This is a genomic window from Nocardia sp. NPDC003482 (genome assembly GCF_053588115.1).
Genome location: NZ_JBSFPI010000002.1, coordinates 1 through 24560 on the forward strand (window position 1 = coordinate 1; position 24560 = coordinate 24560).

Annotated in this window: 24 protein-coding genes; 15 read left to right on the plus strand and 9 right to left on the minus strand. The window is 69.0% G+C overall.

Annotated features, from left to right (window positions below; translation table 11 throughout):
- From ACWDSJ_RS03165 to ACWDSJ_RS03175, 3 genes are all read left to right on the plus strand, one after another.
- On the plus strand, positions 1-2321 hold a 2321-nt coding region (locus ACWDSJ_RS03165; RefSeq protein ID WP_450029027.1), incomplete at its 5' end, for a transglycosylase domain-containing protein.
- A gap of 11 nt (positions 2322-2332) precedes the next feature.
- A complete protein-coding gene (locus ACWDSJ_RS03170; RefSeq protein ID WP_450029028.1) occupies positions 2333-4069 on the plus strand; it encodes a glycosyltransferase family 87 protein in 1737 nt (578 codons plus the stop codon).
- 83 nt (positions 4070-4152) lie between these two features.
- Complete coding sequence (locus tag ACWDSJ_RS03175) at positions 4153-4905, plus strand: isocitrate lyase/PEP mutase family protein (RefSeq protein ID WP_450029029.1); 753 nt, start codon at positions 4153-4155, stop codon at positions 4903-4905.
- Positions 4906-4908: 3 nt separating this feature from the next.
- Here ACWDSJ_RS03175 and ACWDSJ_RS03180 read toward each other — a convergent pair whose 3' ends face one another.
- The 3 genes from ACWDSJ_RS03180 to ACWDSJ_RS03190 form a co-directional block, all read right to left on the minus strand.
- Positions 4909-5331 carry a hypothetical protein gene (locus ACWDSJ_RS03180; protein ID WP_387358239.1) on the minus strand — a complete coding sequence of 141 codons (423 nt, stop codon included), beginning with the start codon at positions 5329-5331 and terminating at the stop codon, positions 4909-4911.
- Positions 5332-5372: 41 nt separating this feature from the next.
- Positions 5373-6029, minus strand: coding sequence for a DUF2637 domain-containing protein (locus tag ACWDSJ_RS03185; RefSeq protein WP_387358241.1), 657 nt, complete (start codon positions 6027-6029; stop codon positions 5373-5375).
- 70 nt (positions 6030-6099) lie between these two features.
- A complete protein-coding gene (locus tag ACWDSJ_RS03190; protein WP_450029030.1) occupies positions 6100-7164 on the minus strand; it encodes an oxidoreductase in 1065 nt (354 codons plus the stop codon).
- A gap of 48 nt (positions 7165-7212) precedes the next feature.
- On the opposite strand from ACWDSJ_RS03190, the gene ACWDSJ_RS03195 reads away from it, so the two are divergent.
- Positions 7213-7578, plus strand: coding sequence for a MerR family transcriptional regulator (locus ACWDSJ_RS03195; protein WP_450029031.1), 366 nt, complete (start codon positions 7213-7215; stop codon positions 7576-7578).
- Here ACWDSJ_RS03195 and ACWDSJ_RS03200 read toward each other — a convergent pair.
- Positions 7575-8468, minus strand: coding sequence for a DMT family transporter (locus ACWDSJ_RS03200; protein ID WP_450029032.1), 894 nt, complete (start codon positions 8466-8468; stop codon positions 7575-7577). The genes ACWDSJ_RS03195 and ACWDSJ_RS03200 overlap by 4 nt on opposite strands.
- 84 nt (positions 8469-8552) lie before the next feature.
- Between ACWDSJ_RS03200 and ACWDSJ_RS03205 the strand changes: the two genes are divergently transcribed.
- Entirely contained in the window at positions 8553-9089 is a 537-nt protein-coding gene (locus tag ACWDSJ_RS03205) for a CGNR zinc finger domain-containing protein (protein WP_450029033.1), read from the plus strand.
- Position 9090: 1 nt separating this feature from the next.
- On the opposite strand, the gene ACWDSJ_RS03210 is transcribed toward ACWDSJ_RS03205, so the two are convergent.
- Complete coding sequence (locus ACWDSJ_RS03210; RefSeq protein ID WP_450029034.1) at positions 9091-10425, minus strand: glycosyltransferase 87 family protein; 1335 nt, start codon at positions 10423-10425, stop codon at positions 9091-9093.
- A 172-nt stretch (positions 10426-10597) separates the two neighbouring features.
- Between ACWDSJ_RS03210 and rpsF the strand changes: the two genes are divergently transcribed.
- The 5 genes from rpsF to dnaB all read left to right on the plus strand — a co-directional run bounded on the left by rpsF (position 10598) and on the right by dnaB (position 15545).
- Complete coding sequence (gene rpsF / locus ACWDSJ_RS03215; RefSeq protein WP_387358253.1) at positions 10598-10888, plus strand: 30S ribosomal protein S6; 291 nt, start codon at positions 10598-10600, stop codon at positions 10886-10888.
- A gap of 102 nt (positions 10889-10990) precedes the next feature.
- Positions 10991-11533, plus strand: a complete 543-nt coding sequence (locus ACWDSJ_RS03220; RefSeq protein WP_387358255.1) for a single-stranded DNA-binding protein — start codon at positions 10991-10993, stop codon at positions 11531-11533.
- A gap of 32 nt (positions 11534-11565) precedes the next feature.
- A complete protein-coding gene (rpsR, locus tag ACWDSJ_RS03225) occupies positions 11566-11817 on the plus strand; it encodes a 30S ribosomal protein S18 (protein WP_387358257.1) in 252 nt (83 codons plus the stop codon).
- A gap of 17 nt (positions 11818-11834) precedes the next feature.
- Entirely contained in the window at positions 11835-12290 is a 456-nt protein-coding gene (gene rplI, locus ACWDSJ_RS03230; RefSeq protein ID WP_387358259.1) for a 50S ribosomal protein L9, read from the plus strand.
- A gap of 666 nt (positions 12291-12956) precedes the next feature.
- Positions 12957-15545, plus strand: coding sequence for a replicative DNA helicase (dnaB, locus tag ACWDSJ_RS03235; protein ID WP_450029035.1), 2589 nt, complete (start codon positions 12957-12959; stop codon positions 15543-15545).
- Positions 15546-15674: 129 nt separating this feature from the next.
- On the opposite strand, the gene ACWDSJ_RS03240 is transcribed toward dnaB, so the two are convergent.
- Both ACWDSJ_RS03240 and ACWDSJ_RS03245 read right to left on the minus strand, forming a co-directional pair.
- Positions 15675-16229, minus strand: coding sequence for a sugar O-acetyltransferase (locus tag ACWDSJ_RS03240; RefSeq protein WP_450029410.1), 555 nt, complete (start codon positions 16227-16229; stop codon positions 15675-15677).
- Between the two features lie 196 nt (positions 16230-16425).
- Complete coding sequence (locus ACWDSJ_RS03245) at positions 16426-17100, minus strand: maleylpyruvate isomerase family mycothiol-dependent enzyme (RefSeq protein ID WP_450029036.1); 675 nt, start codon at positions 17098-17100, stop codon at positions 16426-16428.
- Between the two features lie 76 nt (positions 17101-17176).
- On the opposite strand from ACWDSJ_RS03245, the gene ACWDSJ_RS03250 reads away from it, so the two are divergent.
- On the plus strand, positions 17177-17614 hold the full coding sequence (locus tag ACWDSJ_RS03250; RefSeq protein WP_450029037.1) for a MarR family winged helix-turn-helix transcriptional regulator: 438 nt from the start codon (positions 17177-17179) through the stop codon (positions 17612-17614).
- Positions 17615-17804: 190 nt separating this feature from the next.
- A complete protein-coding gene (locus tag ACWDSJ_RS03255) occupies positions 17805-19478 on the plus strand; it encodes a cutinase family protein (protein WP_450029038.1) in 1674 nt (557 codons plus the stop codon).
- A gap of 48 nt (positions 19479-19526) precedes the next feature.
- Here ACWDSJ_RS03255 and ACWDSJ_RS03260 read toward each other — a convergent pair whose 3' ends face one another.
- On the minus strand, positions 19527-20708 hold the full coding sequence (locus ACWDSJ_RS03260; protein WP_450029039.1) for a citrate/2-methylcitrate synthase: 1182 nt from the start codon (positions 20706-20708) through the stop codon (positions 19527-19529).
- A 55-nt stretch (positions 20709-20763) separates the two neighbouring features.
- On the opposite strand from ACWDSJ_RS03260, the gene ACWDSJ_RS03265 reads away from it, so the two are divergent.
- Positions 20764-21837 (plus strand): DUF2332 domain-containing protein, encoded by a 1074-nt coding sequence (locus tag ACWDSJ_RS03265; RefSeq protein ID WP_450029040.1) that lies wholly within the window; start codon positions 20764-20766, stop codon positions 21835-21837.
- On the opposite strand, the gene ACWDSJ_RS03270 is transcribed toward ACWDSJ_RS03265, so the two are convergent.
- Positions 21811-22341 (minus strand): NUDIX domain-containing protein, encoded by a 531-nt coding sequence (locus ACWDSJ_RS03270; RefSeq protein ID WP_387358273.1) that lies wholly within the window; start codon positions 22339-22341, stop codon positions 21811-21813. The two genes, ACWDSJ_RS03265 and ACWDSJ_RS03270, sit on opposite strands and share 27 nt — an antisense overlap.
- Before the next feature lie 37 nt (positions 22342-22378).
- Between ACWDSJ_RS03270 and ACWDSJ_RS03275 the strand changes: the two genes are divergently transcribed.
- A complete protein-coding gene (locus ACWDSJ_RS03275; protein WP_450029041.1) occupies positions 22379-23035 on the plus strand; it encodes a class I SAM-dependent DNA methyltransferase in 657 nt (218 codons plus the stop codon).
- Positions 23025-24560 carry a phytoene desaturase family protein gene (locus ACWDSJ_RS03280; RefSeq protein WP_450029042.1) on the plus strand — a complete coding sequence of 512 codons (1536 nt, stop codon included), beginning with the start codon at positions 23025-23027 and terminating at the stop codon, positions 24558-24560. Before ACWDSJ_RS03275 ends, ACWDSJ_RS03280 begins: the two co-directional genes overlap by 11 nt.

Genomic DNA, 24560 nt, shown 5'->3' on the forward strand with positions numbered 1-24560 from the left:
GGGGCACCGCGCCCCCGTCCGGCCCGCCGCCGCGCCGGGGCGGCAGTGGAGGCTCGGGTGGGCCCGGCGGCCGCAAGCCGGGGGCGAAAGGCACGGCGGCCAAGAAGAAGTCGCCGTGGCGCATCGTGCGCCGGGTGCTCTACGTGTTCATCGCGCTGGCCATCGTCGTGCCCAGCGCGACGTTCCTGGTCGCCTACTCCACGGTCTCGGTACCCAAACCGGGCGACCTCAGAACCAATCAGGTGGCGACCATCCTCGCCTCCGACGGCAACTCGGTGATCAGCAAAATCGTTCCGCCGCAAGGCAATCGGACCGATGTGACGATCAACGACATCCCGCCGCACGTCCGCAACGCGGTGCTCGCGGCCGAGGACCGCTCGTTCTACACCAACCCCGGCTTCTCCATCTCCGGCTTCGCCCGCGCGCTGCGCGACAACCTGCTGGGCAAGGAGAGCGCGGGCGGTGGCTCGACGATCACCCAGCAATACGTCAAGAACTCGATGGTCGGCAATCAGCACTCGCTCACCCGCAAGATGCGCGAGCTGGTGATCTCCGCCAAGATGGCGCGGCAGTGGGGTAAGGACGACATCCTCACCGCGTACCTCAACACGATCCCGTTCGGCCGCGGCACCTTCGGCATCGACGCCGCCGCGCACGCCTACTTCGGCAAGAGGGTCCAGGACCTGACGGTCGAGGAGGGCGCGATGCTGGCCGCGACCATCCAGCAGCCCTACGGCCTGGACCCGGAGAACAATCCCAAGGGCGCCGAGACCCGGTGGAACTACGTGCTCGACGGCATGGTCGCGATGAACAACCTGCCCGCCGCCGATCGCGCCAAGATGACCTACCCCAAGGTCCAGCCCTCCAGCGCGAACGAGGCCACCAACGACAGCTCCGGCCCCGAGGGCCTGATCAAGCGGCAGGTCATGCGCGAGCTGTCCGAGGCCGGTATCTCCGACACCCAGATCAACACCGAGGGTCTGCAGATCACCACGACCATCGATCAGAAGGCGCAGGACGCCGCGGTCGAGGCGGCCCGCAAGAACATGAAGGGCGAACCCGACAACCTGCGCACCGCGGTCGTGTCGGTGGACCCGAAATCCGGTGCGGTGCGGGCCTATTACGGCGGTGAGAACGGTCAGGGCTACGACTTCGCCAACGCCGGTCTGATGCCCGGTTCGGCGTTCAAGGTGTTCGGCCTCGGCGCGAATCTCGAGATGGGCAAACCGCTTTCGACGATGTACGACAGCTCCCCGCTGTCGGTGCACGGCATCAAGATCACCAACGTGGAGGGCGAGTCCTGCGGCACCTGCACCATCGCCGAGGCGCTCAAGCGGTCGCTGAACACCAGCTTCTACCGCATGGAGCTGGACATGGGCGAGGCCAACGGCCCGCAGAAGATCGCCGACATGGCACACAAGCTCGGCATCCCGGATGAGATTCCGGGCGTGGGCAAATCGCTGTCCGAACCCGACGGCGGCCCGCCCAACACCGGCATCATCCTGGGCCAGTACCAGGCCCGGCCGCTGGACATGGCCTCGGCCTACGCGACGATCGCCGCGCTGGGCCAGTACCACAAGGTGCACTTCGTGCAGAAGGTCGTCACCGCCGACGGGCAGGTCCTGCTCGACCGCGGCGACGTGGCGGGCGAGCAGCGCATCTCGGATGCCGTGGCCACCAACCTGATCGACGCGATGAAGCCGATCGCGCAGTGGTCGCGCAACCACAACCTGGCGGGTGGCCGCGAGTCGGCCACCAAGACCGGTACCGCGCAGCTCGGCGACACCGGCGAGAACCGCGACGCCTGGATGGTGGGCTTCACCCCGTCGCTGTCGACCGCGGTCTGGGTCGGCACCGAGCAGGGCGACAAGCTGCGCAACGCCAGCGGCGGCATGGTCTACGGCTCGGGTCTGCCCGCCGACATCTGGAAGGACACGATGGACGGCGCCCTCAAGGGCACGACCAACGAGAAGTTCCCGCCGCCCAAGCCGATCGGCGGCCAGGCCGGTGTGCCGTCCTGGACCGCGGCCTACACCCCGCCGTCGAGCACCGTGCCGGAGTTCGTGCCGCCGGTGGTCGTGACGCCGAGCGAGGTGGAGGTGCTGCCGGGCGTGCGCATCCCGGTGCCGGGCCTCGCGCCGAATCCGCAGTCGCGCCAGCAACAACCGCAGGCCCAGCAGCAACCGCAGGATTCGGGTGCGGGCCCGCTGCCCGGACAGCCGGTCGCACCCGCCGACGGCGCCTCGCCCTCGGCCACCGAATCCGGCGGCAACACCCGGCCGACGGCCGGTGCGGGACACGGCAATTCCGGTCCCCGGTAGCCTCGGGTGCCGTGATCGAGCAGCCACTGGTGACCGACGCGGCCGCCGGGAACGAGAAACCGGATACGCCAACCGGATTCACGTCCCCGGCGCCGCTGGCACCGGATCTGCGGTCGGCGGACCGGCGGGACAAGCCCAGCCGCACCGACTCGCTGACCGCCCAGTTGTCCACGATCGCGGGTGGTCCGGTCGGCCATCACGCGCTGATCGGCCGGGTCCGGTTCTGGACGCCGCTGCGGATCGTGCTCGCCTTCGCGGTGGTGTTCCTCGCGCTGGGCTGGGCCGGTAAGGCGGGGTGCGTTCAGCAGACCACCGACGGCTCCGGACATCTCACGCTGGACTGGAACAACGGCCGCCAGTACGTGGCCATGTGCTACTCGGACACGGTTCCGCTCTACGGCGCCGAACATCTCAACGAGGACGCGTTCCCGTACAAGAAGCGGTGGACCGAATTCGGCGCCGACGGCCAACCGCAGACCCGGTACATGGAGTATCCGGTGCTGTCGGGGCTGTACCAGTGGCTGGCGATGAAGATCTCCAACGGCTGGCTGCAACTGCGGTTGCCGGCCGCGCTGCCGGTGGTGGTGTACTTCGACGTCGTCGTGGTCGGGCTGGCGCTGGCCTGGCTGGTGACGGTGTGGGCGTCGACCCAGCTGGCCGGGCGGCGGATCTGGGACGCGGCGCTGGTCGCGCTGTCCCCGCTGGTGCTGGTGCACGCCTTCACGAATTTCGACGCGCTCGCAACGGCTTTCGCGGCCACCGGGCTGTTGGCATGGGCGCGGCGGCGGCCGGTGCTCGCGGGTCTGCTGCTCGGGCTCGGCGGGGCGGCGAAGCTGTATCCGCTGCTGCTGCTCGGGCCGATCGTGGTGTTGTGCCTGCGCAGCGACAGCCGTCAGCGGTTGCCCGCGCTGTGGGATCACCTGCGCCACAACCGTTCCGATCGGCTGGCCGGGCTGCGCGAGTACCTGGACGGCACCCGCGTGCGGCCGCTGCGCGCGGCCGGGGTGACCGTGGTGGTGGCGCTGGGCACCTGGCTGCTGGTGAATCTGCCGATCGCCGTGCCGTTCACCGACGGGTGGCGGGAGTTCTTCCGGCTCAACACCGAACGGCACGCCGATCCGGACTCGATCTACAACGTGATCACCTCGTTCACCGGCTGGTCCGGATTCGACGGTCCGCTGGCCCCGTCCGACACCCCGACGATCCTGAACGCCGTCTCGCTGCTGCTGTTCCTGCTGGCCTGCGCGGGCGTGGCCTACGTCGGGCTGACCGCGCCCCGGCGGCCGCGGGTGGCGCAGCTGGCCTTCCTGGTGGTGGCGGCGTTCCTGCTCACCAACAAGGTGTGGAGCCCGCAGTACTCGCTGTGGCTGGTGCCGCTGGCCGTGCTGGCGCTGCCGCATCGGCGAATCCTGTTGGCGTGGATGACGATCGACGCGCTGGTGTGGTTCCCGCGGATGTACTACTACCTGGGCACCGACAAGAAGGGCGTGCCCGAGCAGTGGTTCACCGGCACGGTCGTCCTGCGCGATCTGGCCGTCCTGGGCATCTGCCTGCTGATCGTGCGGCAGATCTACCGTCCGCTCGAGGATCCGATCCGCCGCGACGGCGTCGACGACCCGGTCGGCGGCATCCTCGACCGCGCGGCCGACCCACTCCTCCCCTGGCTGCCGAGCCCCCTGCGCCCCCGGCTCGCCCCCACGACCCTCACCCGTGTCCCCGTTCCGTCGGGGGTATCGGGGGGCCTCTGAGGCCGGGCCGTCGGGTTGGGCCGGGGGCGGGCGCGCGGGATACGGCGCTGGCGTACCGGTGGTCGGTAGGCGAGGATCGAACCATGAGCGCATTGAGCGACAAGGCCGCCGCATTTCTCGAGTTGCATCGACCCGGTGATCCGGTGATTCTGCCGACCGTCTGGGACGCCTGGTCGGCCGGATTCGTCCAGGAGGCCGGGTTCGCGGCCCTGACCGTGGGCAGCCATCCGCTCGCCGATTCGCTGGGCCGATCCGACGGCGAGGGGATGACGTTCGCGGAGTCGATGGGCCGGATCGCCGAGATCACCGCGGCCGTCGACCTGCCGGTGTCGGTCGATATCGAATCCGGGTACGGGCTCGAGCCCGCGAAGCTGGTCGAGGGCCTGTTGGCGGCGGGCGCGGTCGGGCTGAACATCGAGGACACCGTGCACGGCGAGGGCGGCCGGTTGCGGGAGGCGCGCGAGCACGCCGATTTCGTGGGTGAGCTGCGCCGGGCCGCCGACGCCGCCGGCGTGCACGTGGTGGTCAACGCCCGCACCGACCTGTTCCTGCGCGAGATCGGCGACCCGGCCGACCGGCTCGACCGCGCGCTCGAGCGGCTGCGCCTGGCCGCCGAGGCGGGGGCCGACGTGCTCTACCCCGTCGGCCGCCACGACCCCGACACGCTGCGGCGGCTGTGCGCGGAACTGCCGTTGCCGGTCAACTCGATCGCCCTGCCGGATCAGGGCGATCGTGCCGGATTCGCCGAATTGGGCGTGGCCCGAGTCAGTTTCGGGCCGTTCCTGCAACGCGCGCTGACCACCGAGGCGAACCGGCTGCTGGCGCGCTGGCGCTGAGGCTCAGACCAGCCCGCCGGTCACCATGCGCGGTTCGGACAGGCCCGCGGTCGCGGCCTGCCACTGATTCTGCGCGAGGTGTTCGAGCAGGCAGATCAGCAGCATCTTCCGATTGCGTTCGCCGCCACCCATTTCCGTGTGCGCCGCCAGTTCGGCGGTGATCGAGTTGCCGACCGGCGCGTCGGGCGCCGACAGGGCCCAGAACATCTCGGGCCCGAGCAGCACCGACGCGCCGCCGGTCTCGTTGAACCAGCGGCCCGCGTAGGCGATCAGCATGTCGGTGAACATCTGCGGGTTGGCCACCGCCTCGATGAGCTGGTTCAGCGCCCCGGCCCGCTCGGGGCCGGACTGCATCAGCGACGCCAATCGGCCTGCCAGTTCGCGATACTGACCCATATCCTGGTGCTGCACAACGCTTGTCGACATGCATCGGCTCCATCGGTCGAGTTCGGACGGTACGGGTGTGTTCAGGAGTGCACGAGCGGGCGGTGCTCCAGCGACGGCGCGAACCGCTTCGGCTGGGTGAGCGCGGCGTCGATGAACTGGCTCGCGGCGGGACGATCGGGTTCGGTGGGGAGGTCGGACATGTCGAACATGTCGGGCACCGAGAACTCCGCCGGATTCACGATCGGCTCCGCGGTGCGTTCGCGCCGCCGCCGCGCCCACAGCATCAGGGTGAGATGGACGGCGAACATCATCGTCATCGGCATTCCCGCGTAGATGCCGAGGGAGACGAAGTCGCCGCCGATCTCGCGGGCGTATTCGATGTTGCCCAGGACCGACAGCAGCGTCGACAGCACGAACAGCACTGTGGCGTACCACCATCCGAGCCCGCCCTTGCGGAACGACGCCGTGGCGATGATCGATCCGACCATCAGGCCGTCGGTCACGATCGGCACATTCGCGGCCAGTTCCGGTGCGACGAGATTGCGGATGGCCAGATTGTGCAGTGCGGCATAGGACATTTCGAACGATTTGTACGCCACCACACAGGAAACCACCGCCGACGCGTGCAGCGGGCCGGGACGGAACGCGATAACCCGCCGAATCCAGGAGGTCCGCTGCCGAGGCTCCGCACGGGGCGGTTCGGCGGCAATGGCCGCCTCCGAGGCGATGAGGGTCATAGACGGGCAGCGTAGCGGCTGCGGCTCCGAATTCGGATGAGCCGGTGGCCGCGCGTTTTTCGTTTCGCGCTCAGGCCGCCGGATAATCGGTGTAGCCCTCGGCGGTGCAGCCGTAGAGCACGTCCTCGCGAATCGGCGACAGCGGCCGCCCGAGCGTGATGCGCTGCACCAGATCGGGATTGGCGATGTACGCGCGGCCGAACGACACCAGATCGGCACGGCCCGAACGCAATACCGCCTCGGCCGCCGCGGCGGTGGTGGCGGGGCGATTCTCGCCCACATTCGCGATGAGCGTGCCGTGCCAGCGCGGACGCAGATCCGCGAGCGCGGGATAGTCGTCGTTGTCGATCAGATGCAGATACGCCAGCCCGTATCGATCCAATTCCGTCACCAATTCCCGATACAGCGGGGCCGGATCGTCCTCGCGCATCCCGAATTGCGGATTACCCGGCGACAGCCGAATCCCGGTGCGGTGCGAACCGGCCACGGCGACAACGGCTTCGGTGACCTCCAGCGCCAGACGCATCCGCCCGATGTGGGTCACACCGTATTCGTCGGTGCGCAGATTCGTGTTGTCGGCGAGGAATTGATGGATGAGATAACTGTTCGCGCCGTGGATCTCCACGCCGTCGAATCCGGCGGCGAGCGCGTTGCGCGCGGCGGCCGCGTAATGGCCGACAGCCGCGGCGATATCGGCGCGGGTCATGACGCGCGGGGTCAGCGAACGCGCCTTGCCGCCGTCGATCAGATGCAGCACGTCGTCGTCGGACACCGCCGACGGGCCCGCGGGCAGCGTGCCGTCGATGCGGGCCCGCGGGTGTCCCTTGCGGCCGCCGTGCATGAGCTGGGCGAAGATCCGCCCGCCCGCGTCGTGCACCGCGGTGGTCACCCGGCGCCACGCCGCCACGTGCGCGTCGGTCTGCAGACCCGGCACCCACGCCTCGCTCTGACCCGAGCTGTGCGGCCAGATGCCCTCGCTCACAATGAGTCCCGCGGTCGCGCGCTGGGCGTAGTAGTCGGCCACGTCGGCGGTGGGCGAGCCGTCGGGGTGCGAGCGCAGCCCGGTCATGGGGGCCATCACCACCCGGTTCGGAACTGTGAGGTGGGGCGTGCGGTATTCGGTCAGCAGCATCATGGGCGTACGGTAAAACCTGACATCAATGTCAGAGGCAAGGAGTGAAACGTGCGGATCGGTGAGCTCGCGCGCCGCACCGGGGTGAGCGTGCGGTCGCTGCGCTACTACGAGAGTCAGGGGCTGTTGACGGCCTCGCGCACGCCGGGCGGCCAGCGCGAGTATCCGGAGTCGGCGGTGGACCGGGTGATTCGCATCCAGGAGATGTTCGCCGCGGGCCTGCACAGCCGCACCCTGGCCGAACTGCTGCCGTGCGTCCACGACGCCGACGGCACGCCGAACGCCCGCGCCACCCCGTTCCTCACCGAAACCCTTGCCGCCGAACGGAACCGGATCGACGCCTGCATCCGGGATCTGCACCGCACCCGCGACGTGCTGGACGGGGTGATCCGGGCCGCCGAGGGCGCGGCCGACTAGGCCGGAACCGGTTCGCGCACCGGGGTTCTCGCCCGCGCGCGCTGGGCGGCGAGCACCATGCCGAGCACGCCGACCGCCAGCCCGGCGACGGTGAGCGGCCGCAGCGGCTGATCGATGATCACCCAGGCCAGCACCGCGGTGACCGCGGGCGTGGCGAAGAACAGTTTGCCGACGCGGGTGGTGTCCCAGCGCCGCAACAGGGCGTTCAGCAGCAGGAACGCGCCCATCGAATTCACCAGCACCATCCAGACCAGCGATTCGGCCAGCTTGCCCGCGTCGTATACGCGAATGTCGTTGTGCGCCAGCGCCAGCAGCCCGACCACCGGCGCGCTGACCGCGACGTGCAGCGCGGTCGCCGACCGGGAGTCGACGGCCGGGGTGAACCGCTTCTGATAGACCGTGGCCACGCTCAGTCCGAGCAGACCGACCACGCACAACACCAGGCCCGACACCGAGAGCCGGGATTGATCGGCCACGGCCAGACCGACTCCGACGCCGCCGACCCCGAAGCCCAGCCACTGCCGAGGTGTCACCGTCTCGCCCAGCACCCGCCCCGCGAACACCGCGATCACCACCGGGTTGAGCCCCTGGACCAGCGAGATGACCGCCGCCGACACGTGTTCGGCCATCGCGGTGTAGAACGCCGCGAACTGCACGAACTGCATCAGCAGGCCGGCCACGATCACATGGCCGAGTTCGGCCCCGCGCGGCCACCGCGCCCGCACCGCCAGGGCGTACAGGGTCAGCGCGATCGCCGCGAGGGTGAAGCGAACCAGCAGTACCAGCAGCGGCGGCGCCGCGCCGACGCCGATGATCCCCGCGATGAAGGCGCTGCTCCACATCAGGACGAAGGCCGTCGGCGCGACCACATCCAGCATTCGTGCGTGCACGAGTCCTCCCGTACATAACCGGTTCAGATGGTTACTACCGTCCCATCGCAGCCAACAACCTGTCAAGGTGGTTACTATGGGAGCGTGTTCACCTTCGTCAGCGGAAACCTCGCCCTCGACTTCGCGGGCACGGTGGGCAGACGCACGACCACGTACGAGGACTCCCTGGGCGGCCCGGCCGATCTCGCCCGCTGGCTCGTCGAGGCGCGGCTGGTCGACACCGCGCCCGACTGCGACGCGCCGGATCTGGCGCGCGCGGTCGAACTCCGCGAGGCGGTCTATCGATCGGCCACCGCCGTGCGCCTCGATCGACCCCTCGACCGGGCCGACCGCGCACTGATCAATCGTTTCGCCGCGGGCGCCCCGCCGAGCGTGGCACTCGACGACCACGGAAACGTCCGGCGCACCGGCGATCTCGACGCGGCCCTGGCCGCGATCGCCCGCGCGGCGGTCGAACTCCTGGGCGGCCCCGATCGCGGCCGCGTCAAGGAGTGCGAGCAATCCGACTGCACCCGGCTCTACCTCGACACCTCGCGCGCGAACTCCCGGCGCTGGTGCGATATGGCCCGCTGCGGCAATCGGATGAAGAGTGCCGCGTTCCGTGCCCGGCAGGCGCGCTGAATCAGGAAGCGACGCCGACCAATTCGCCGGATTCGGTGCTCGCGGCTGGGCGCGATTCGCGCGGCGTCCGGCTTCGCGCCCGCAGGAACAGGAAGAACAACAGCACCAGCAGCAGCGCGCGCCCCCACACGCCGAAGACGACGACGCGCTCCTCGACCTGGTACGGCTCCCCCATCCCCAGCGCGTAGAAGTAGCGGAACACCCCCACCCCGATGGCCGCGTCGGCCACCAGATACGCCCCGATCGCCGTCCAGGGCACCTCGAGCAGCACCAGGAACGGAATCAGCCACAGCGTGTACTGCGGCGAATGCACCTTGTGGAACAGCAGGAACCCGCACAGCATGGCCCCGCTCACGCCGACCCAGGGGAACTCGCCGGTGTCCTGAAACCGCTTCCAGCCCAATAACACCGCCAGCGCGAAGGCGGCCAGCACCAGCAGCGGCGACGCGGTGGACACCACGTTCTGGAACGTCGCCTCCCCGTGCGGGCCGTGGTCGAACAGCGGCCGCAGACCCCAGTACCAGATCGAATTCGTGGTGATGTCGGCCTGCCGCAACTGCTGGAAGGTGAACGAAGCGCGCCACCCCTCGTAACCGGCCAGGGCGAAGGGCAGATTGATCAGCGCGACCGTCGCGACCGCGGCGCCCAGCACGGCCAGCGCGCCCCGCATGTCGCGGCGGCGGTCCGCCCGCGGCTCGCCGACCAGCACGTACAGCGCGAGGGGGATCACGAAGATGCCCGGATACAACTTCAGGCAGAAGCCGATCCCCAGCAGGATCGCGGCCAGAATTCCCTTGGTGCGCAACGGGTATCGGCTCGGCCGGGCGACCACATACACCGCGGCCACCGACGTGCACACCACCGGCAGCTCCCAGTTGTGGAAGGCGTAGAGCACCAGCGGCGGACCCGCCGCCCACAGCAGCGCGGCCGCGCCCGACAACCGGCCCAGCAACCACGCGGTCACCAGCGCGAACGGGGCCAGCAGCAGCGCCGAGTGCAGCAGGAAGGCCGCGTCGTCGTGCGCGCCCGCCGCGCCCAGCCACATGAGCAACCCGCTGAGCACCGGATACTCCACGGCCCCGCCGGTGAGCGTGCCGTCGGGGGTGATGCCGCCGGTCACGTACGGGAAGACGTGCTCGTTGATGCCGCGACCCAGCCACAGGTACTGGATGTCGGAGTAGCAGACCTGCGCGTCCTTGATCCGGTCGAACATCTCGCTGCGACCGTCGGCAGTGAACGGGGGCCCCGCGCAGCGCGCCTTGTTCAGATAGGCGGCGATCAGCGCCAACCCGCACAGCACGGTCGCGACAACACCGGCGGCGGGTCGGTTGGGCATGCGCACCACGATAAGAGGGTTACCTCCTCGCCGCCCGCATTCCGTCCGCGGGGTATCGATTTCGCTGGTGGGAACCCGTTCATGTAGCCTTGTCGGGTTGCTGACGCGACGACCCTCCTGCCCACGGACCGTCCGTGGGCCGTTCCCAGTCCACAGGAGGTGATGGGTTCCCGTGCGTCATTACGAAGTGATGGTCATTCTCGATCCGAACCTGGACGAGCGCACCGTCGGTCCGAACCTGGACAAGATGCTCAGTGTGGTCTCCCAGCAGGGTGGCAAGGTCGACAAGGTCGATCTGTGGGGCCGCCGCCGGCTGGCCTACGAGATCGCCAAGCAGAGCGAAGGCATCTACGCGGTCGTCGACGTGACCGCCGAGCCCGCCACGGTCAGCGAGCTGGACCGTCAGCTGGGGCTGAACGAGTCGGTGCTGCGCACCAAGGTGCTGCGCCAGGACAAGAAGTAAGTCCCCCTCCCCCGTCATCGCTCGTAGTCGTCGGTGCCTGTCTCTAGGCTCTAGCGCGACAACGCGAGTGCATGCGGACTGCACCGGAGACCAGGAGGAACCATGGCAGGCGACACGGTCATCACCGTCATCGGAAATTTGACGGCCGATCCAGAGCTTCGATTCACGCCCGCGGGCCAGGCGGTGGCGAATTTCACCGTCGCCTCGACACCCCGTGTGTTCGACCGCAACAGCAACGAATGGAAAGACGGCGAGGCGCTTTTCCTGCGCTGCAACATCTGGCGTGAAGCTGCGGAGAATGTCGCCGAGAGCCTGACCCGAGGCGCTCGCGTGATCGTGAGCGGACGGCTCAAGCAGCGCTCCTACGAGACCCGCGAGGGTGAGAAGCGCACGGTCGTCGAGCTCGAGGTCGACGAGGTCGGTCCCTCGCTGCGCTACGCCACCGCAAAGGTCAACAAGACCTCGCGCGGCGGTGGGGGCGGCGGCGGTTTCGGTGGCGGCGGCAATTCCGGTGGCGGTGGGAATTTCGGAGGCGGCAACTCCGGGGGCGGTCGCGGCGGCCAGAGCGCCGGCGACGACCCCTGGGGCAGCGCGCCCGCGGCCGGCTCCTTCGGGGGCGGCATGGACGACGAACCGCCGTTCTAGACAACGGCTTTCACGAGTAACGGAGTAAGACAATGGCCAAAGCACCGGCGCGCGAAAAGGTGCTGAAGAAGAAGGCGTGCACCTTCTGCAAGGAAGGCAAGTCCGGCACGGTCAACATCGACTACAAGGACACGGCACTGCTGCGCAAATACGTCAGCGATCGCGGCAAGATCCGCGCCCGCCGCGTCACCGGCAATTGCGTGCAGCATCAGCGGGATATCGCGATCGCGGTCAAGAACAGCCGCGAGGTCGCCCTGCTGCCGTACGTGTCCACGGCTCGCTGAGAACGGGAGGCATCACGATGAAGCTGATTCTGACCGCCGATGTGGACAACCTCGGTGCCCCCGGCGACACCGTGGAGGTCAAGGACGGTTACGGCCGCAACTTCCTGCTGCCGCGCGGCCTGGCGATTCCCGCCACCAAGGGCGCGCAGAAGCAGGTCGAGGGCATCCGCCGGGCGCAGGACGCCCGCCGCGTGCGCGATCTGGACCACGCCAACGAGCTCAAGCAGGCCATCGAGGGCCTGACCGGGGTGAAGCTGGCGGTGAAGACGGCCGGCACCGGCAAGCTGTTCGGCTCGGTCACCGCGTCCGACGTCGCGGGGGCCATCAAGGCCGCCGGCGGTCCGGTCGTGGACAAGCGCAGCATCGAGCTGCCGAAGGCGCACATCAAGAACACCGGCAAGCACGGCATCGTGGTGCACCTGCACCCCGATGTTGCCGCCAAGGTCGACCTGCAGGTCGACGCCGCCGAGTGACCGCCCGGCGCTAGGGCATTCGCCGAAGACCACCCTCGTTCGCGCGAGGGTGGTTTTCGGCTGCCCGCGATTCTTGATAGCTATTCGGTAGCTGAATCTTCGCTTCCGAATAGCGTCCTCGCTGTGCATGTCTCGTGCCGAGTTCCGGATCGGGTTCGGGACGAAATGGGGACAACTTCTGGAACCGACCAGCCGTATTGTGATCCAGGTCATAATTTTCGAGAGCACTGTTAACCCAACACGCCCGGCCGTTCATCTCGAGCGACACGCCGGGGGTATATCGATCCACAGGCCGAGAAATTCGGAAATGGGCCGCTATCAGGGCTTTGTAGTGCATTTCGAGGGTTTTTCCCCAGTTCTTACACAGGGCCTGCACAACAGTCGGTGAACTGTCCCCAGATTATCCACAGAGGTGTGCACACCGCGGTTTGGTAGTCCCCAGATCGATCCCTAAGGTTCTTTCCGGCACCGGGTTCCGGTGTCCCGGAGTGTCGCGTTTCGCGTTCCCCACCAGGCACACCATCGGTTTGCTATCCCTCGCCGCCGGGTTCGGGCACCCCGGTCCCGCGGCCCGGGACCGAACCGGAACGTGTCGTACCCCGGGCGTACAACGGGACATCAATACCCTGTGGAACCGGGCGTGACGAGAGAGGACGGTCGAGTCGGGTGGCAGTCGTCGACGATCGCGGACACTCGGAGTACTCCGAGGCTCCCGGCGAGGATTTCGGCCGGCAGCCTCCACACGACATGGCCGCGGAACAGTCCGTCCTCGGCGGCATGCTGCTGTCCAAGGACGCCATCGCCGACGTCGTCGAGGTGCTGCGCCCCGGCGACTTCTACCGCCCCGCCCACCAGGCCGTCTACGACGCCGTCCTGGACCTCTACGGCCGCGGCGAACCCGCCGACCCCGTCACGGTCGCCGCCGCCCTCGACCGCCGCGGCGAACTCAAACGCATCGGCGGCGCCCCCTACCTCGTCACCCTCACCCAAACCGTCCCCACCGCCGCCAACGCCTCCTACTACGCCGAGATCGTCGCCGAGAAGTCGGTCCTGCGCAGACTGGTCGAGGCCGGCACCCGCATCGTCCAATACGGCTACGCCGGCGCCGACGGCCAAGACGTCGCCGAGGTCGTCGACCGAGCCCAGGCCGAGATCTACGAGGTCACCGAACGCCGCTCGAGCGACGACTTCCTCCCCCTCGAGGAACTGCTCCAGCCCACGATGGACGAAATCGACTCCATCGCCAGCCGCGGCGGCATGTCCCTCGGCGTGCCAACGGGTTTCACGGAGTTGGACGAGGTGACTAATGGTCTGCATCCGGGTCAGATGATCATCGTGGCGGCGCGGCCGGGTGTCGGGAAGGCACTCTCCTTGGACACGCCGCTTCCCACTCCCACCGGCTGGACCACCATGGGCGAGGTCGCCGTCGGCGACGAACTGCTCGACGCCCACGGCCGTCCCACCCGGGTCGTGGCCGCCACCGAGGTCATGTCCGACCGCCCGTGCTACGAGGTCGAATTCTCCGATGGCACAGTCATAGTCGCGGACGAACAGCACCAGTGGCTGACCGAGACCCGTTCGTCGCGACGCTCGACCCGCCGGACCGCCGCGGTCCGGACCACGGCCGAGATAGCCGCATCCATCCGCTGCGACACCGCCGATCGTCGCCTGAACCACTCGGTGGCCAACACCGACCCGCTCCAACTTCCCGAGCGTGATCTCCTCGTCCCGCCCTACACGCTCGGCGCGTGGCTCGGCGACGGCAGTTCGGCCTGCGCTCAATTGACGACCGCCGATCCGGAGATCGTCGCGCGCGTCGAGGGCGAGGGTATTCACGCGGTGCCGTCGTCGGTGCCGCTCCGATACAGCCTGCGACTTCCGCCCGCCGAACCCGTTCGAGCGCGGAACTGTGTGGTCTGCGGGAACGAATTCGTCCCGTACACAAGCGAAGTCCGGACCTGTGGCCGTTCGTGCGGCGGGAAGGCGCGCTTCGTCTCCGCGGCCGTGCCGCGGCCGACGTGTTCGCGCTGCGGTGGGCCGTCGATCGGCTTACGCCTGTGCCAGGCGTGCCGGAACGCCGTCGGAACGGTTCAGGCGCGACTGCGGACACTTGGGGTGTTGGGCGACAAGCATATTCCGATGGAATATCTGCGGGCTTCCGAGCGGCAACGGCGGGATCTGCTCGCGGGACTGCTCGATACCGATGGCACGGTGACGCACGGGGGTTCGGTTCAGTTCTCGGTCACCAATGAGCGGTTGGCGCGGGACGTGGAGGAGCTGATCGTCGGCCTGGGTTATCGCTGCCAGCTGTCGACCAAGCGGGTCGCCGGGCGCTCGGAGCGGTCGTCGGTGGCGTACACGCTGACGTTCTCGACCGATGAACAGGTCTTCGGCCTGCACCGAAAGCACCTGCTGCACAAGCAACGTCGGGCGAGCGTCAGCACGGTCCGCTCGGGGTCGCGCTACATCGTCGATGTGCGCCGCGTCGAAAGCGTGCCCGTGCGTTGCGTCGAAGTCGACAACCCCGACCATCTCTACCTCGCGGGCCGGTCGATGATCCCGACGCACAACTCCACGCTCGGTATGGATTTCATGCGGAGCGCGTCGATCAAGCACGGTCTGGCCAGTGTCATCTTCTCGCTCGAGATGAGTCGTACGGAAATCGTGATGCGGCTCTTGTCCGCCGAGGCGAGGATCAAGCTCGGGGATATGCGGTCCGGGCGGATGAGCGATGACGACTGGACGAAATTGGCGCGGCGGATGAGTGAGATCTCGGAAGCGCCGTTGTTCGTGGATGATTCGCCGAATATGACCATGATGGAGATTCGGGCGAAGGCTCGCCGGTTGAAGCAGCGCCACGATCTGCGGCTCGTGGTCGTGGACTACCTCCAGCTGATGACCTCCGGCAAGAAGGTCGAATCCCGCCAGCAGGAAGTCTCGGAATTCTCCCGAAGCCTCAAACTGCTCGCCAAGGAACTCGAGGTCCCGGTGGTCGCCATCAGCCAGCTGAACCGAGGCCCCGAACAACGAACCGACAAGCGCCCCATGGTCTCCGACCTCCGCGAGTCCGGCTCCTTGGAACAGGACGCGGACATGGTCATCCTGCTGCACCGGCCGGACGCGTTCGAGCGGGACGATCCCCGCGGCGGTGAGGCGGACTTGATTTTGGGCAAGCACCGAAACGGCCCGACGGCGACGATCACCGTGGCGCATCAGCTGCATTTGAGCAGGTTTGTGGATATGGCTCGGGGCTGACCCGTAAATCGGTAAGGTCTCAGAACTCGGTTCGAGGTTCCGCTCTCTCTGCTGGTTGGTTCGTAGATAATCTCCGCCAGTTGGCTTCCACAGGAACAGGTTCGAGTTACCGACCACAAATTGACTCTGCTACAGCTTTCGAATGATCCGGCAGGGATTTCCTGCGGCGAAGACCCGTTCCGGCAAGTTCTTCGTCACGACGCTCCCCGCGCCGACAACCGTGTTCGCGCCGATCGCGACGCCGGGACAGACGATGACACCGCCACCCATCCACACGTTGTCGCCGATGGTGATCGGCGCCGCCGTCTCCCAACGCTGGCGGCGCAGCTCATGGTCGTCCATCGGGTGCAGGGCCGTCAGTAACTGGGCACGTGGACCGATGGATACGTCGTCACCGATCACCACCGGGGCGCAGTCCATCACGATCGCGTCGTAGTTCGGGAAACTGTTGCGGCCCATCCTGATCAGATGACCGTAGTCGCATTGGAACCGAGGCATGATCCACGAGCCCTCGCCGATGGCGCCGAGCAACTCTTCCAGGATCTCGCCGCGCTCGACATCCTCACCCGATCGAGTCGCGTTGAACCGATCCAACAACTCTTGACAGGCACGACGTTCGGCAACCAGCTCCGGATCGTTGTCCCGATACAGCTCACCGCGCAGCATGCGCTCCTTCTGCGTCATCACGCAACAATCCTGCCCGAACCCGACCATTCCAAGCCTGGTGGACATCGCTCGAACACCACCAGCCGATCCAAATTGCTCTGTGCTGGTGCCCGAGGGTAGAAACCGCGGAACGAATAGAGAAGCGCTATTGAACTGAGACAGATCCCGCTGGCTAAGACGTGAGGCAAGCTCGGATAAATTGCCCGCTGGCGCGTCAGGAGGGGTCAACGGATGTCGCTGAAGGCCATTCGCGCATCGAATTCTTCAGGGCGGAAAGACCATCCCCGGCAAGTTGTTCCACCGCGATCGGGCGTCCGGTCGCCAATAGCAGCAGGGCCGTCATCGGGCCCTCGATCGGGTGGCCCGCGCCTGCGGTCCACTCGATATCCGTGGCGCTCAATCGAAATCCCCGCAATCGCCGCCGGGCCCAGAATGGCCATCCCATCTCCCATACCCGGGTAGCCGCCAACGCCGCCGCCTCGGGCGGGATCGGGAGGGTGCGGCCCAGGGGGAGAGCGATGTCCTGGCCGTGGACCAGGGTGTCGAAGAGGATATTGCGGATGTTGGTCACCTTCGGGAGGGTGCGGCAGGGGGCGGCGGCTCGGAGGGCGGCGGCCAGGTCCGGGCCGGGGCGGGTGGCATATTGGCGGGTCAGGTCGTCGACCATCAGGTTGTAGCGGCCGCGGGCGCGGGTGAAGGCACGCAGCATCTGGGCGGGGGACGGGGGATCGGGGGCGGTGAGGAGGTGGGCGGCGACGTCTCGGATGCGCCAGCCCGCGCACAGGGAGGGGGTTTCCCATTCCTCGTCCGTCAGGGTCGCCAGCAGGTCCGCGATGGCGATGCGGTGTTGTGCCACGGTTCGCCAGCGGAACTCGTCGTCGGCCTGCATCGGAACCTCCGGTAGGATAAGTCAAAGTCTCTGACTAGTTTAATCAGTTCTTCTGACTATCTGCAAGGGAGTGGGCGTGGCCGACGAGGATATGAATGTCGGGGTGTTGATGTTCATCCCGTATCGGGCCATGGAGAGTCGGGTGTTGGGGGCGATCGCGGGGGCGGGGTTCGAGGACATCACGCTCGCGCAGGCGCGGATGATGGCGCGTATCGCGCCGAAGGGGAACCGGCTCACCGAGTTGGCCGAGCAGGCTCAGGTGACCAAGCAGACGGCCGGATTCCTGGTGGATCAGTTGGAGCGGGCGGGCTATGTGGAGCGGGTGCCCGATCCGAGCGACGGGCGAGCGCGGCTCGTGCGGCTCGCCGAGCGCGGGGAACGAGCGCGGCGGGTCGCCAACGACGAGGCGGCGGCAGTGGAGCGGGAGTGGGCGGCGCATCTGGGGGTCCAGCGGATGCGCCAGCTGCGGGACGCGCTGACGCGACTGCGGGAGATCACCGATCCCTACGCGTGAGGTTCGGCGCCGAACGCACCGCCGACAGCCGGTGACGCCGAACACATCCCGAGCCCCGGAAACAGCGAACGCGACCGAAACCCGTGCCATCCGGTAACGATCACCGGCCCGCCACCGACATGAGGGGTGCCACCGTGGCCCGTCGGGGGGCCTGTTCGTTTGTTTCTGTCAGTGAAATGGGGATCGGGACATGTCCTTTCGTGAGTTCCTCCGGCGTCATCGAATCGCCTCGGCGGTCGCGGCGCCCGCGGCGTTGGGAATAGCGGCTGTCGTCGCCGTTTCGCTGACGCCGCTGACCACGCACCGGACCGCGGATACGCAATTGAAGGCATCGGTCACGGAATGCCATGACATGGTGACCATCTCGGTGGCCGGGCGCGGCGACTCGCCGGCCCAGGGCACCACGAAACTGCTGGTCGGACCCAATGGCGAGGAATTGCCCGCCGCCCTGACCGACGATTACAAGAGCCCCTGGCTGGATCCGGTGGTGAATGCCCCGGCCGGTTCCGTCGACGATCCGAATGGGTATGCCGCCGTTTACATCGCGTATCCCGCGAATATGGCGACCTATGAGGACGCCGTCAATGCGGGCGTGCAGAATACCGAACGCGTCATGACGGAAATCCGAAAGGCTTGCCCCGATACGAAATTCGCGATCGTGGGCTACAGCGAGGGCGCCGACGTCGCGCGCCGGGTGGCCATGCAGGTCGGGAATCAGCAGGCGGGCGCGGACGGCAGCTACGGCATCGTCGACCCGGACAAGGTCGTCGGCGTGGTGATCCTCGCCGATTCGGGCCGGTCCGCGGGCGAGGGCCCGTTCCCGGGCGCGCAGGATCCGAACCATCCGGACAACTTCGATCAGCGGTACCAGAACGGCGGGGTCCGACCGGTTTCCGGGCAGGGCGCGTTGCCGGGTAACAGCGGCGGCTTCGGCAAACTCGACGGCAAGGTCGCGTCGTTCTGCTCCGAGGGCGATCTGACCTGCGCCGCGCCGCAGAACATCTCGTTGTTGCAGCTGGTGGTCAATGTCGGCCGCCAGATCAACGCCGACGCCCTCGAGCGCGAGGGGCTCACGCCCGCGACCGGTCAGGACGTCGCGGTCGTGCTCGGCCGGATCGCGCTGGCGGCCTTCGCCGACATCTCCTCGCAGCCGAACTGGATGGCCAGCGACGAGACCTTCCTCCAAGTGCTGCTGCGGGTCTCGGATCCGAACTACAAGCCGGGCCAGGCCCCGAAGCCGACCACCCCGGCCGACAGCATCGCCAAGGACGACATGGCTCCGCTGGCCTATCTGCCGCGCAAGGTGTTCAACGAGATCGTCGGCCTGATCGTGACGAACCAGAACACGATCCCGGTCATCATGAGCGATCCGTACCAGCTCACCCTGGGCCCCAACGCGACCGGACATCACTTCGACTACTGGCGCAACGCCGATCCGGCCAACGGGCGGCCCATGACCTCGGCCGAGTACGCCGCGGCCTGGCTCACCCACCTGGCCCAGGAAGCGCAGAACGGTAAGCAGGTCGACAAGAACTACCAGCCGACCCAGGCGGATCTCGACGCCGCGTACCAGGCCGCGCAGTCGGCGAAGCAGGAACGCACGAACGCTCCGGCCACCACCACGACCGCGACCTCGACGACCACCACATCGTCGACCACGACCACGACGGCCCCCGCGACCACGACCACCACCACGACGACCACGTCGGGCTCGACCACCACGACCCCGCAGACGGCCGCCCCGGTGGCGAAGGAGACCACCACCGCGGTCCCGCAGACCACGACCACCCAACCGACCACGACCACCCCGGCCCCGACGACCACCACCACGACATCGGCGGCGGCCACGACCACCGGCCGATAGTCCGACCACTCGGAAACGGGCGCGGGACATCATGTTCCGCGCCCGTTCTCATATCCGTCGCGGCCCGAGCGCGCGCGGCCGGAACGGTGTGCGGCTCGCGTACTCCTCCGCCGCGTGCGCGAGCCAGCCCGCGGTCCGGGCGACGGCGAAGGTCGTCTGCCCCGATCCGGGCGGCATGCCGAACATCGTGGTGAGCAGCCCGAGCGGGAGGTCGATATTCGCCTCGGGCAGCCGCCGGGTGCGCAGCTCGCGCAGGATCGCCTCGGCCACAACGAGTTTCGGATGTTCGGGAGCGATCTCGCGCAGCCGGTCGAACAATCGCGTGCCCCGCCCGTCACCGTGCCGATACACCGCGTGGCCCGCGCCCGGGATCCGCTCGCCGCGCCGCAGCCGATCACCGATCGTCCGCGACACGTCGGCGGGGCGGTCGATCTCGGCGAGCAGGCGTTCCACCCCGAGCGACGCGCCGCCGTGCATCGGCCCGCCGACCACGCCGAGACCCGTGCTGACCACCGCGTAGGGATCGGCGCGCACCGAAGCGGCCACCCGGGCGGCGAAGGTGGACGCGGCCAGCTCGTGATCGGCGAGCAGGATCATCGCGGTATCAAGGCATTTCAGTTCCGGCGCGCCGGGCGGCGGCGCGGGGGCCAGGCGCGACCACAGCAGCGCCGCCAGGGTCGCGTCCACCGGTTCGGAGCGTTCGGGCAGGGCCGTGACCATGCCCGCGAGCAGGGCCGGGGCGACGGCGAGGGCATCGCGGTCGCCGCGCCGGGGATCCACGGCGGCCAAGGCGGTCACGACGAGCTGCAACCGATCCAGGGGCAGCAGATCCGCGGGCAGGCCGCGCTGGATCCGGCGGGCCACCGCCACGGCCGCCGCGTCGGCGCGCCACGGTTCGGCGTCGCGTAAGACGTTGCCCCACAACCATTCCGCGACATCCTCGAAGCGGTGCCGCGCGGCGAGTTCGAGCGCGTCGCGGCCGCGGTAGTAGGGCCGATCCGAACCCAGTGTGGTGACCCGGGATTCGACGGCGATCTCGGTGGGGGCGGGTTTGCGCCGCGGTTTGCCGCGCCGGGCGAGTTGTTCGATCTCTACCGGATCGAACAGGCTGCGGCGCGTGCGCGGATCGTAGCGGCGGCGCAGCACGCCCCGGCTCACGTAGGCGTACAGCGTCGCGGGTTTGACGCCGAGCCGCTCCACGGCCGCCGCGGAGTCGATCCAGTCCGGCATCGGTTGATCATAATCAATATTGATTACCTCCGTGCGGGTCGGGCACAGTGCGGATATGTCACTCGCCTCGTATTGCCGGTCGCAGGCTCGGGCCTGCGCCGTGCTCGGTTCCCCGCGCTACGCCGCGCTGCTGACGGAGGTGGCGCGCGATGTCGAGTCCGGCGGGCCGTGCGCCGCCGCGCTGGCCGGATACGCGGACGCGGCCTTCGACGCCGCGATCCCGCTGCGGTTCATGGCCGCGGTCCACGGGCTCGCGCTGTCCGGCCACGCCCCGGAACTCGCCGCGCACTACGCGGCCGCCGACGTACCGGAAGACGTTGTGTGGCAAGCCTTCCGGGACGCGGTGGCCGCGTGGCCCGAGTGGATCGCCGACTGGCTGACCCGCCCGCCGCAGACCAACGAGGTCGGCCGGGCCGTTCCCCTGCTGGCCGGACTGCTCGCCGCCGTGGACGCCACGCCGCTGCCGATCCGGCTGTTCGAACTGGGCAGCAGCGCGGGCCTGAACCTGCGCGCCGACCATTTCCATTGGGCCGCGGGCGATCTCGCCTGGGGTCCGGCGGACTCCCCCGTCGCCTTCGCCGACGCCTGGCGCGGCGATGTGCCCGAGTGGCTGCGGGGCGCGGCCGAGCGGCATCCGCGGGTCGAGATCGTCGAGCGGGCGGGCTGCGATCCCAGCCCGCTCGATCCCCGCTCACCGCGCGACGCGCTGGCCCTGCGCGCCTACGTGTGGCCCGATCAGCCCGCCCGGCTGGCCCGGCTGGACGGGGCGCTGCGGCTGGCCCAGCGGATTCCCGCGCGCGTGGAACGCGCGGGCGCCGCCGCCTTCCTGTCCGAGATGTCGCTCGTCCCGGGCACACTCACGATCGTGTGGCATTCGGTCATGCGGCAGTACGTGCCCGCCGACGAATGGTCGCTCGTGCGAACCCATCTCGATCGGCTGGCGGCGGCGAGCACCCCGGACGCGGCCTTCGCCCATATCGCCTTCGAGCCCACCGGAACGGCCGAGGATCGCGACGGTTTCCGGCTCACCGTCCGCCTCGGCGCGGCCGACCCGCGGATCCTGGCACACGCCGCGCCGCACGGGATTCCGGCGTTCGAGCGCTCAGCCCCGCTCGTGCAGCAGCAGTAGCGAGTACGCGGCGACGGTCTGCGCGCCGGTGATCTCCCCGGCGCGGATCATCTCCTCGACCACGTCACGGTCGAACCACGCCGAGCGCATGTCCTGTTCCTCCGGTTCGCGATCCGGTTCGCCCTCGGTGAGGTCGGTGGCGAGGAAGACCGCGCCGCGCTGGGCCAGCGATCCGGGCGCGGCGTCGACCGTGCCGAGACGCAGCATCCGGCCCGCGCGCAGCCCGGTCTCCTCGCGCAGTTCGCGGTGGGCGAGGTCGAGCGGATCGCCGACCGCGCGGCCGGGCAGCGTGCCCGCCGGAAACTCCCAGCAGCGCCGCCGCTGCGCGTAGCGGTACTGCTCGACCAGGTGCAACCGGTCGCCGTCCAGCGGCACCACCATGGCGAAATCCGCGCGATGCACGACGCCGTAGATGCCGGTGGAGCCGTCGGACCTGCGCACCCGATCCTCGCGGACCTCCATCCAGGGATTGACGTACACCGTCTTCGTTCCGAGCGTCTCCATACCGCGATTGTGCCGTCCCGGACGGTAGGGTGGCGGCGTGCGGGAGTCGGTCGAGGTCGAGCATCCGGATGTCGCGCGCACGCGCGCGGGCTACGACGCGGTGGCGGAACAGTACGCGGCGATGTTCGCGGGAGCGATGGCGGAGCGGCCGTTCGATCGGGCCGTCCTCGCCGCGTTCGCGGATCTGGTCCGCGGCACGGGCTCGGTCGCCGATATCGGTTGCGGCCCCGGCCGAATCACCGGCGACCTGCGCGATCTCGGGCTCGACGTCTTCGGGATCGATCTGTCGCCGGAGATGGTCCGGCTCGCCCGCCGCGCCCACCCCGACCTCCGCTTCGAGGAGGGCACGATGACGGCGCTGGCCCTGCCCGATCGGTCGCTGGCCGGAATCGTGGCCTGGTACAGCGTCATTCACACCCCGCCCGAGCGGCTGCCCGCGATCCTCGCCGAATTCGACCGCGTCCTGACCGACGACGGCCGGGTGGTGCTCGCCTTCCAGACCCACCACGGCGACGAGGATGTGATCGCCCACGAGCACGCGGTCGCCCCGGCGTACTGGTGGTCAGTGCCCGGCCTGGAGAAGGCGTTGCGCGCCAACGGATTCCGTCCGATCGCGCGCATGTCCGCCGAACCCGTGCCGCCGGATCGGGGTCCGCAGGGCTACCTCGTCGCCGCCCGGTCCGATGCGGGCTGACTACGACGCCGTCATCGTCGGCGGCGGGCACAACGGCCTCGTGGCCGCGGCGTATCTGGCGCGCGCCGGACGGTCGGTGCTGGTGCTGGAGCGGCGGTCGCACACCGGCGGGGCGGCGGTCTCCGAGCGGGTGTTCCCGGACTTCGACGCGCGGCTGTCGCGGTATTCGTATCTGGTCAGTCTGCTGCCGTCGCGGATCGTGGACGAGCTGGGCCTGCGGTTCCGCACCCGGCGGCGGCGCATCTCCTCCTATACGCCGGTGGGCGCGGGCGGGCTGCTGGTGGACACCGGCGACGCCGAGCGCACCCGCGCGAGTTTCGCGCGACACACCGGATCGGACGCGGAATTCGATGCGTGGCAACGGTTCTACGGCACGACGGCCCGACTCGCGGAGCGCGTGTTCCCCACCTTGACCGAACCGCTGCCCACCCGCGCCGAACTGGCCGCGCGGATCGACGACACCGCGGCCTGGGAGGCGATCTTCGAACGGCCGCTGGGCGAGACGATCGAGGCGAGGTTCGCCGACGACACCGTGCGCGGGATCGTGTTCACCGACGCGCTCATCGGCACCCACACCCACGCCCACGATCCGGAGCTGCGGCAGAACCGCTGCTTCCTCTACCACGTGATCGGCGGCGGCACCGGCGACTGGGATGTGCCGGTGGGCGGCATGGGCGCGCTCACCGACGCCCTCGCCGACGCCGCCCGCGCGGCCGGGGCCGACCTGGTCACCGGCCGGGCCGTCACCGGGATCGAGACCGACGGCGGGCGCGCGGAGGTGCGGTACGAGGGCGGCGCGGTCGGCGCGCGCCACGTCCTGGTCAATGCCGCCCCGTACGAGCTGGCGCGGCTGCTGGGCACGCCGCTCCCGGCGAAACCCGAAGGGGCGCAATTGAAGATCAATATGCTGTTGCGCCGCCTGCCCCGACTGCGCGACGACATCGATCCGCGTGAGGCGTTCGCGGGCACCTTCCACATCGCCGAGGGTTACGCCGAACTCGACCGCGCCTATCGCGAGTCGGCGGCCGGGCGACCGCCGAGCGCGCCGCCGTCGGAGATCTACTGCCACACCCTCACCGATCCGTCGATCCTCTCCCCCGAACTCGCCCAGCGCGGCGGGCACACCCTCACGCTGTTCGGATTGCACACGCCCGCAGGGCTTTTCGCCACCGACCCCGAGGGCATCAAGGCGCGCCTGGCGGAAGCCACACTCGCGCAACTGGATTCGGTGCTGGCCGAACCGATCCACGACTGCCTGGCCCGCACCCCGGACGGCCGCCCCTGCCTGGAGGCGCGGTCGCCGGTCGACCTGGAACACGAACTCGGCCTGCCCGGCGGCCACATCTTCCACCAGGACCTGAGCTTCCCGTTCCGCGCCGACGACGATCCGGATCCGGCCGCCCGCTGGGGCGTGCGCACCGACCACGCCAATGTCTTCCGGTGCGGCGCGGGCGCGGTCCGCGGCGGCGGGGTGAGCGGGATCGGCGGGCACAACGCCGCCATGGCGGTGCTCGAGTCGCGCTGA

Excerpts from the sequence above, each read along its gene's own strand:
- ACWDSJ_RS03240 (WP_450029410.1), bottom strand. The coding sequence starts at position 16,229 with ATGACGCAGAAGGAGCGCATGCTGCGCGGTGAGCTGTATCGGGACAAC.
- ACWDSJ_RS03180 (WP_387358239.1), bottom strand. The coding sequence starts at position 5,331 with ATGTCGACAAGCGTTGTGCAGCACCAGGATATGGGTCAGTATCGCGAA.
- ACWDSJ_RS03245 (WP_450029036.1), bottom strand. The coding sequence starts at position 17,100 with ATGCAGGCCGACGACGAGTTCCGCTGGCGAACCGTGGCACAACACCGC.
- ACWDSJ_RS03185 (WP_387358241.1), bottom strand. The coding sequence starts at position 6,029 with ATGACCCTCATCGCCTCGGAGGCGGCCATTGCCGCCGAACCGCCCCGT.
- ACWDSJ_RS03220 (WP_387358255.1), top strand. The coding sequence starts at position 10,991 with ATGGCAGGCGACACGGTCATCACCGTCATCGGAAATTTGACGGCCGAT.
- ACWDSJ_RS03270 (WP_387358273.1), bottom strand. The coding sequence starts at position 22,341 with ATGGAGACGCTCGGAACGAAGACGGTGTACGTCAATCCCTGGATGGAG.
- ACWDSJ_RS03190 (WP_450029030.1), bottom strand. The coding sequence starts at position 7,164 with ATGATGCTGCTGACCGAATACCGCACGCCCCACCTCACAGTTCCGAAC.
- rpsR (WP_387358257.1), top strand. The coding sequence starts at position 11,566 with ATGGCCAAAGCACCGGCGCGCGAAAAGGTGCTGAAGAAGAAGGCGTGC.
- ACWDSJ_RS03260 (WP_450029039.1), bottom strand. The coding sequence starts at position 20,708 with ATGCCGGACTGGATCGACTCCGCGGCGGCCGTGGAGCGGCTCGGCGTC.
- ACWDSJ_RS03175 (WP_450029029.1), top strand. The coding sequence starts at position 4,153 with ATGAGCGCATTGAGCGACAAGGCCGCCGCATTTCTCGAGTTGCATCGA.
- ACWDSJ_RS03280 (WP_450029042.1), top strand. The coding sequence starts at position 23,025 with ATGCGGGCTGACTACGACGCCGTCATCGTCGGCGGCGGGCACAACGGC.
- ACWDSJ_RS03265 (WP_450029040.1), top strand. The coding sequence starts at position 20,764 with ATGTCACTCGCCTCGTATTGCCGGTCGCAGGCTCGGGCCTGCGCCGTG.
- rplI (WP_387358259.1), top strand. The coding sequence starts at position 11,835 with ATGAAGCTGATTCTGACCGCCGATGTGGACAACCTCGGTGCCCCCGGC.
- ACWDSJ_RS03210 (WP_450029034.1), bottom strand. The coding sequence starts at position 10,425 with ATGCCCAACCGACCCGCCGCCGGTGTTGTCGCGACCGTGCTGTGCGGG.
- ACWDSJ_RS03255 (WP_450029038.1), top strand. The coding sequence starts at position 17,805 with ATGTCCTTTCGTGAGTTCCTCCGGCGTCATCGAATCGCCTCGGCGGTC.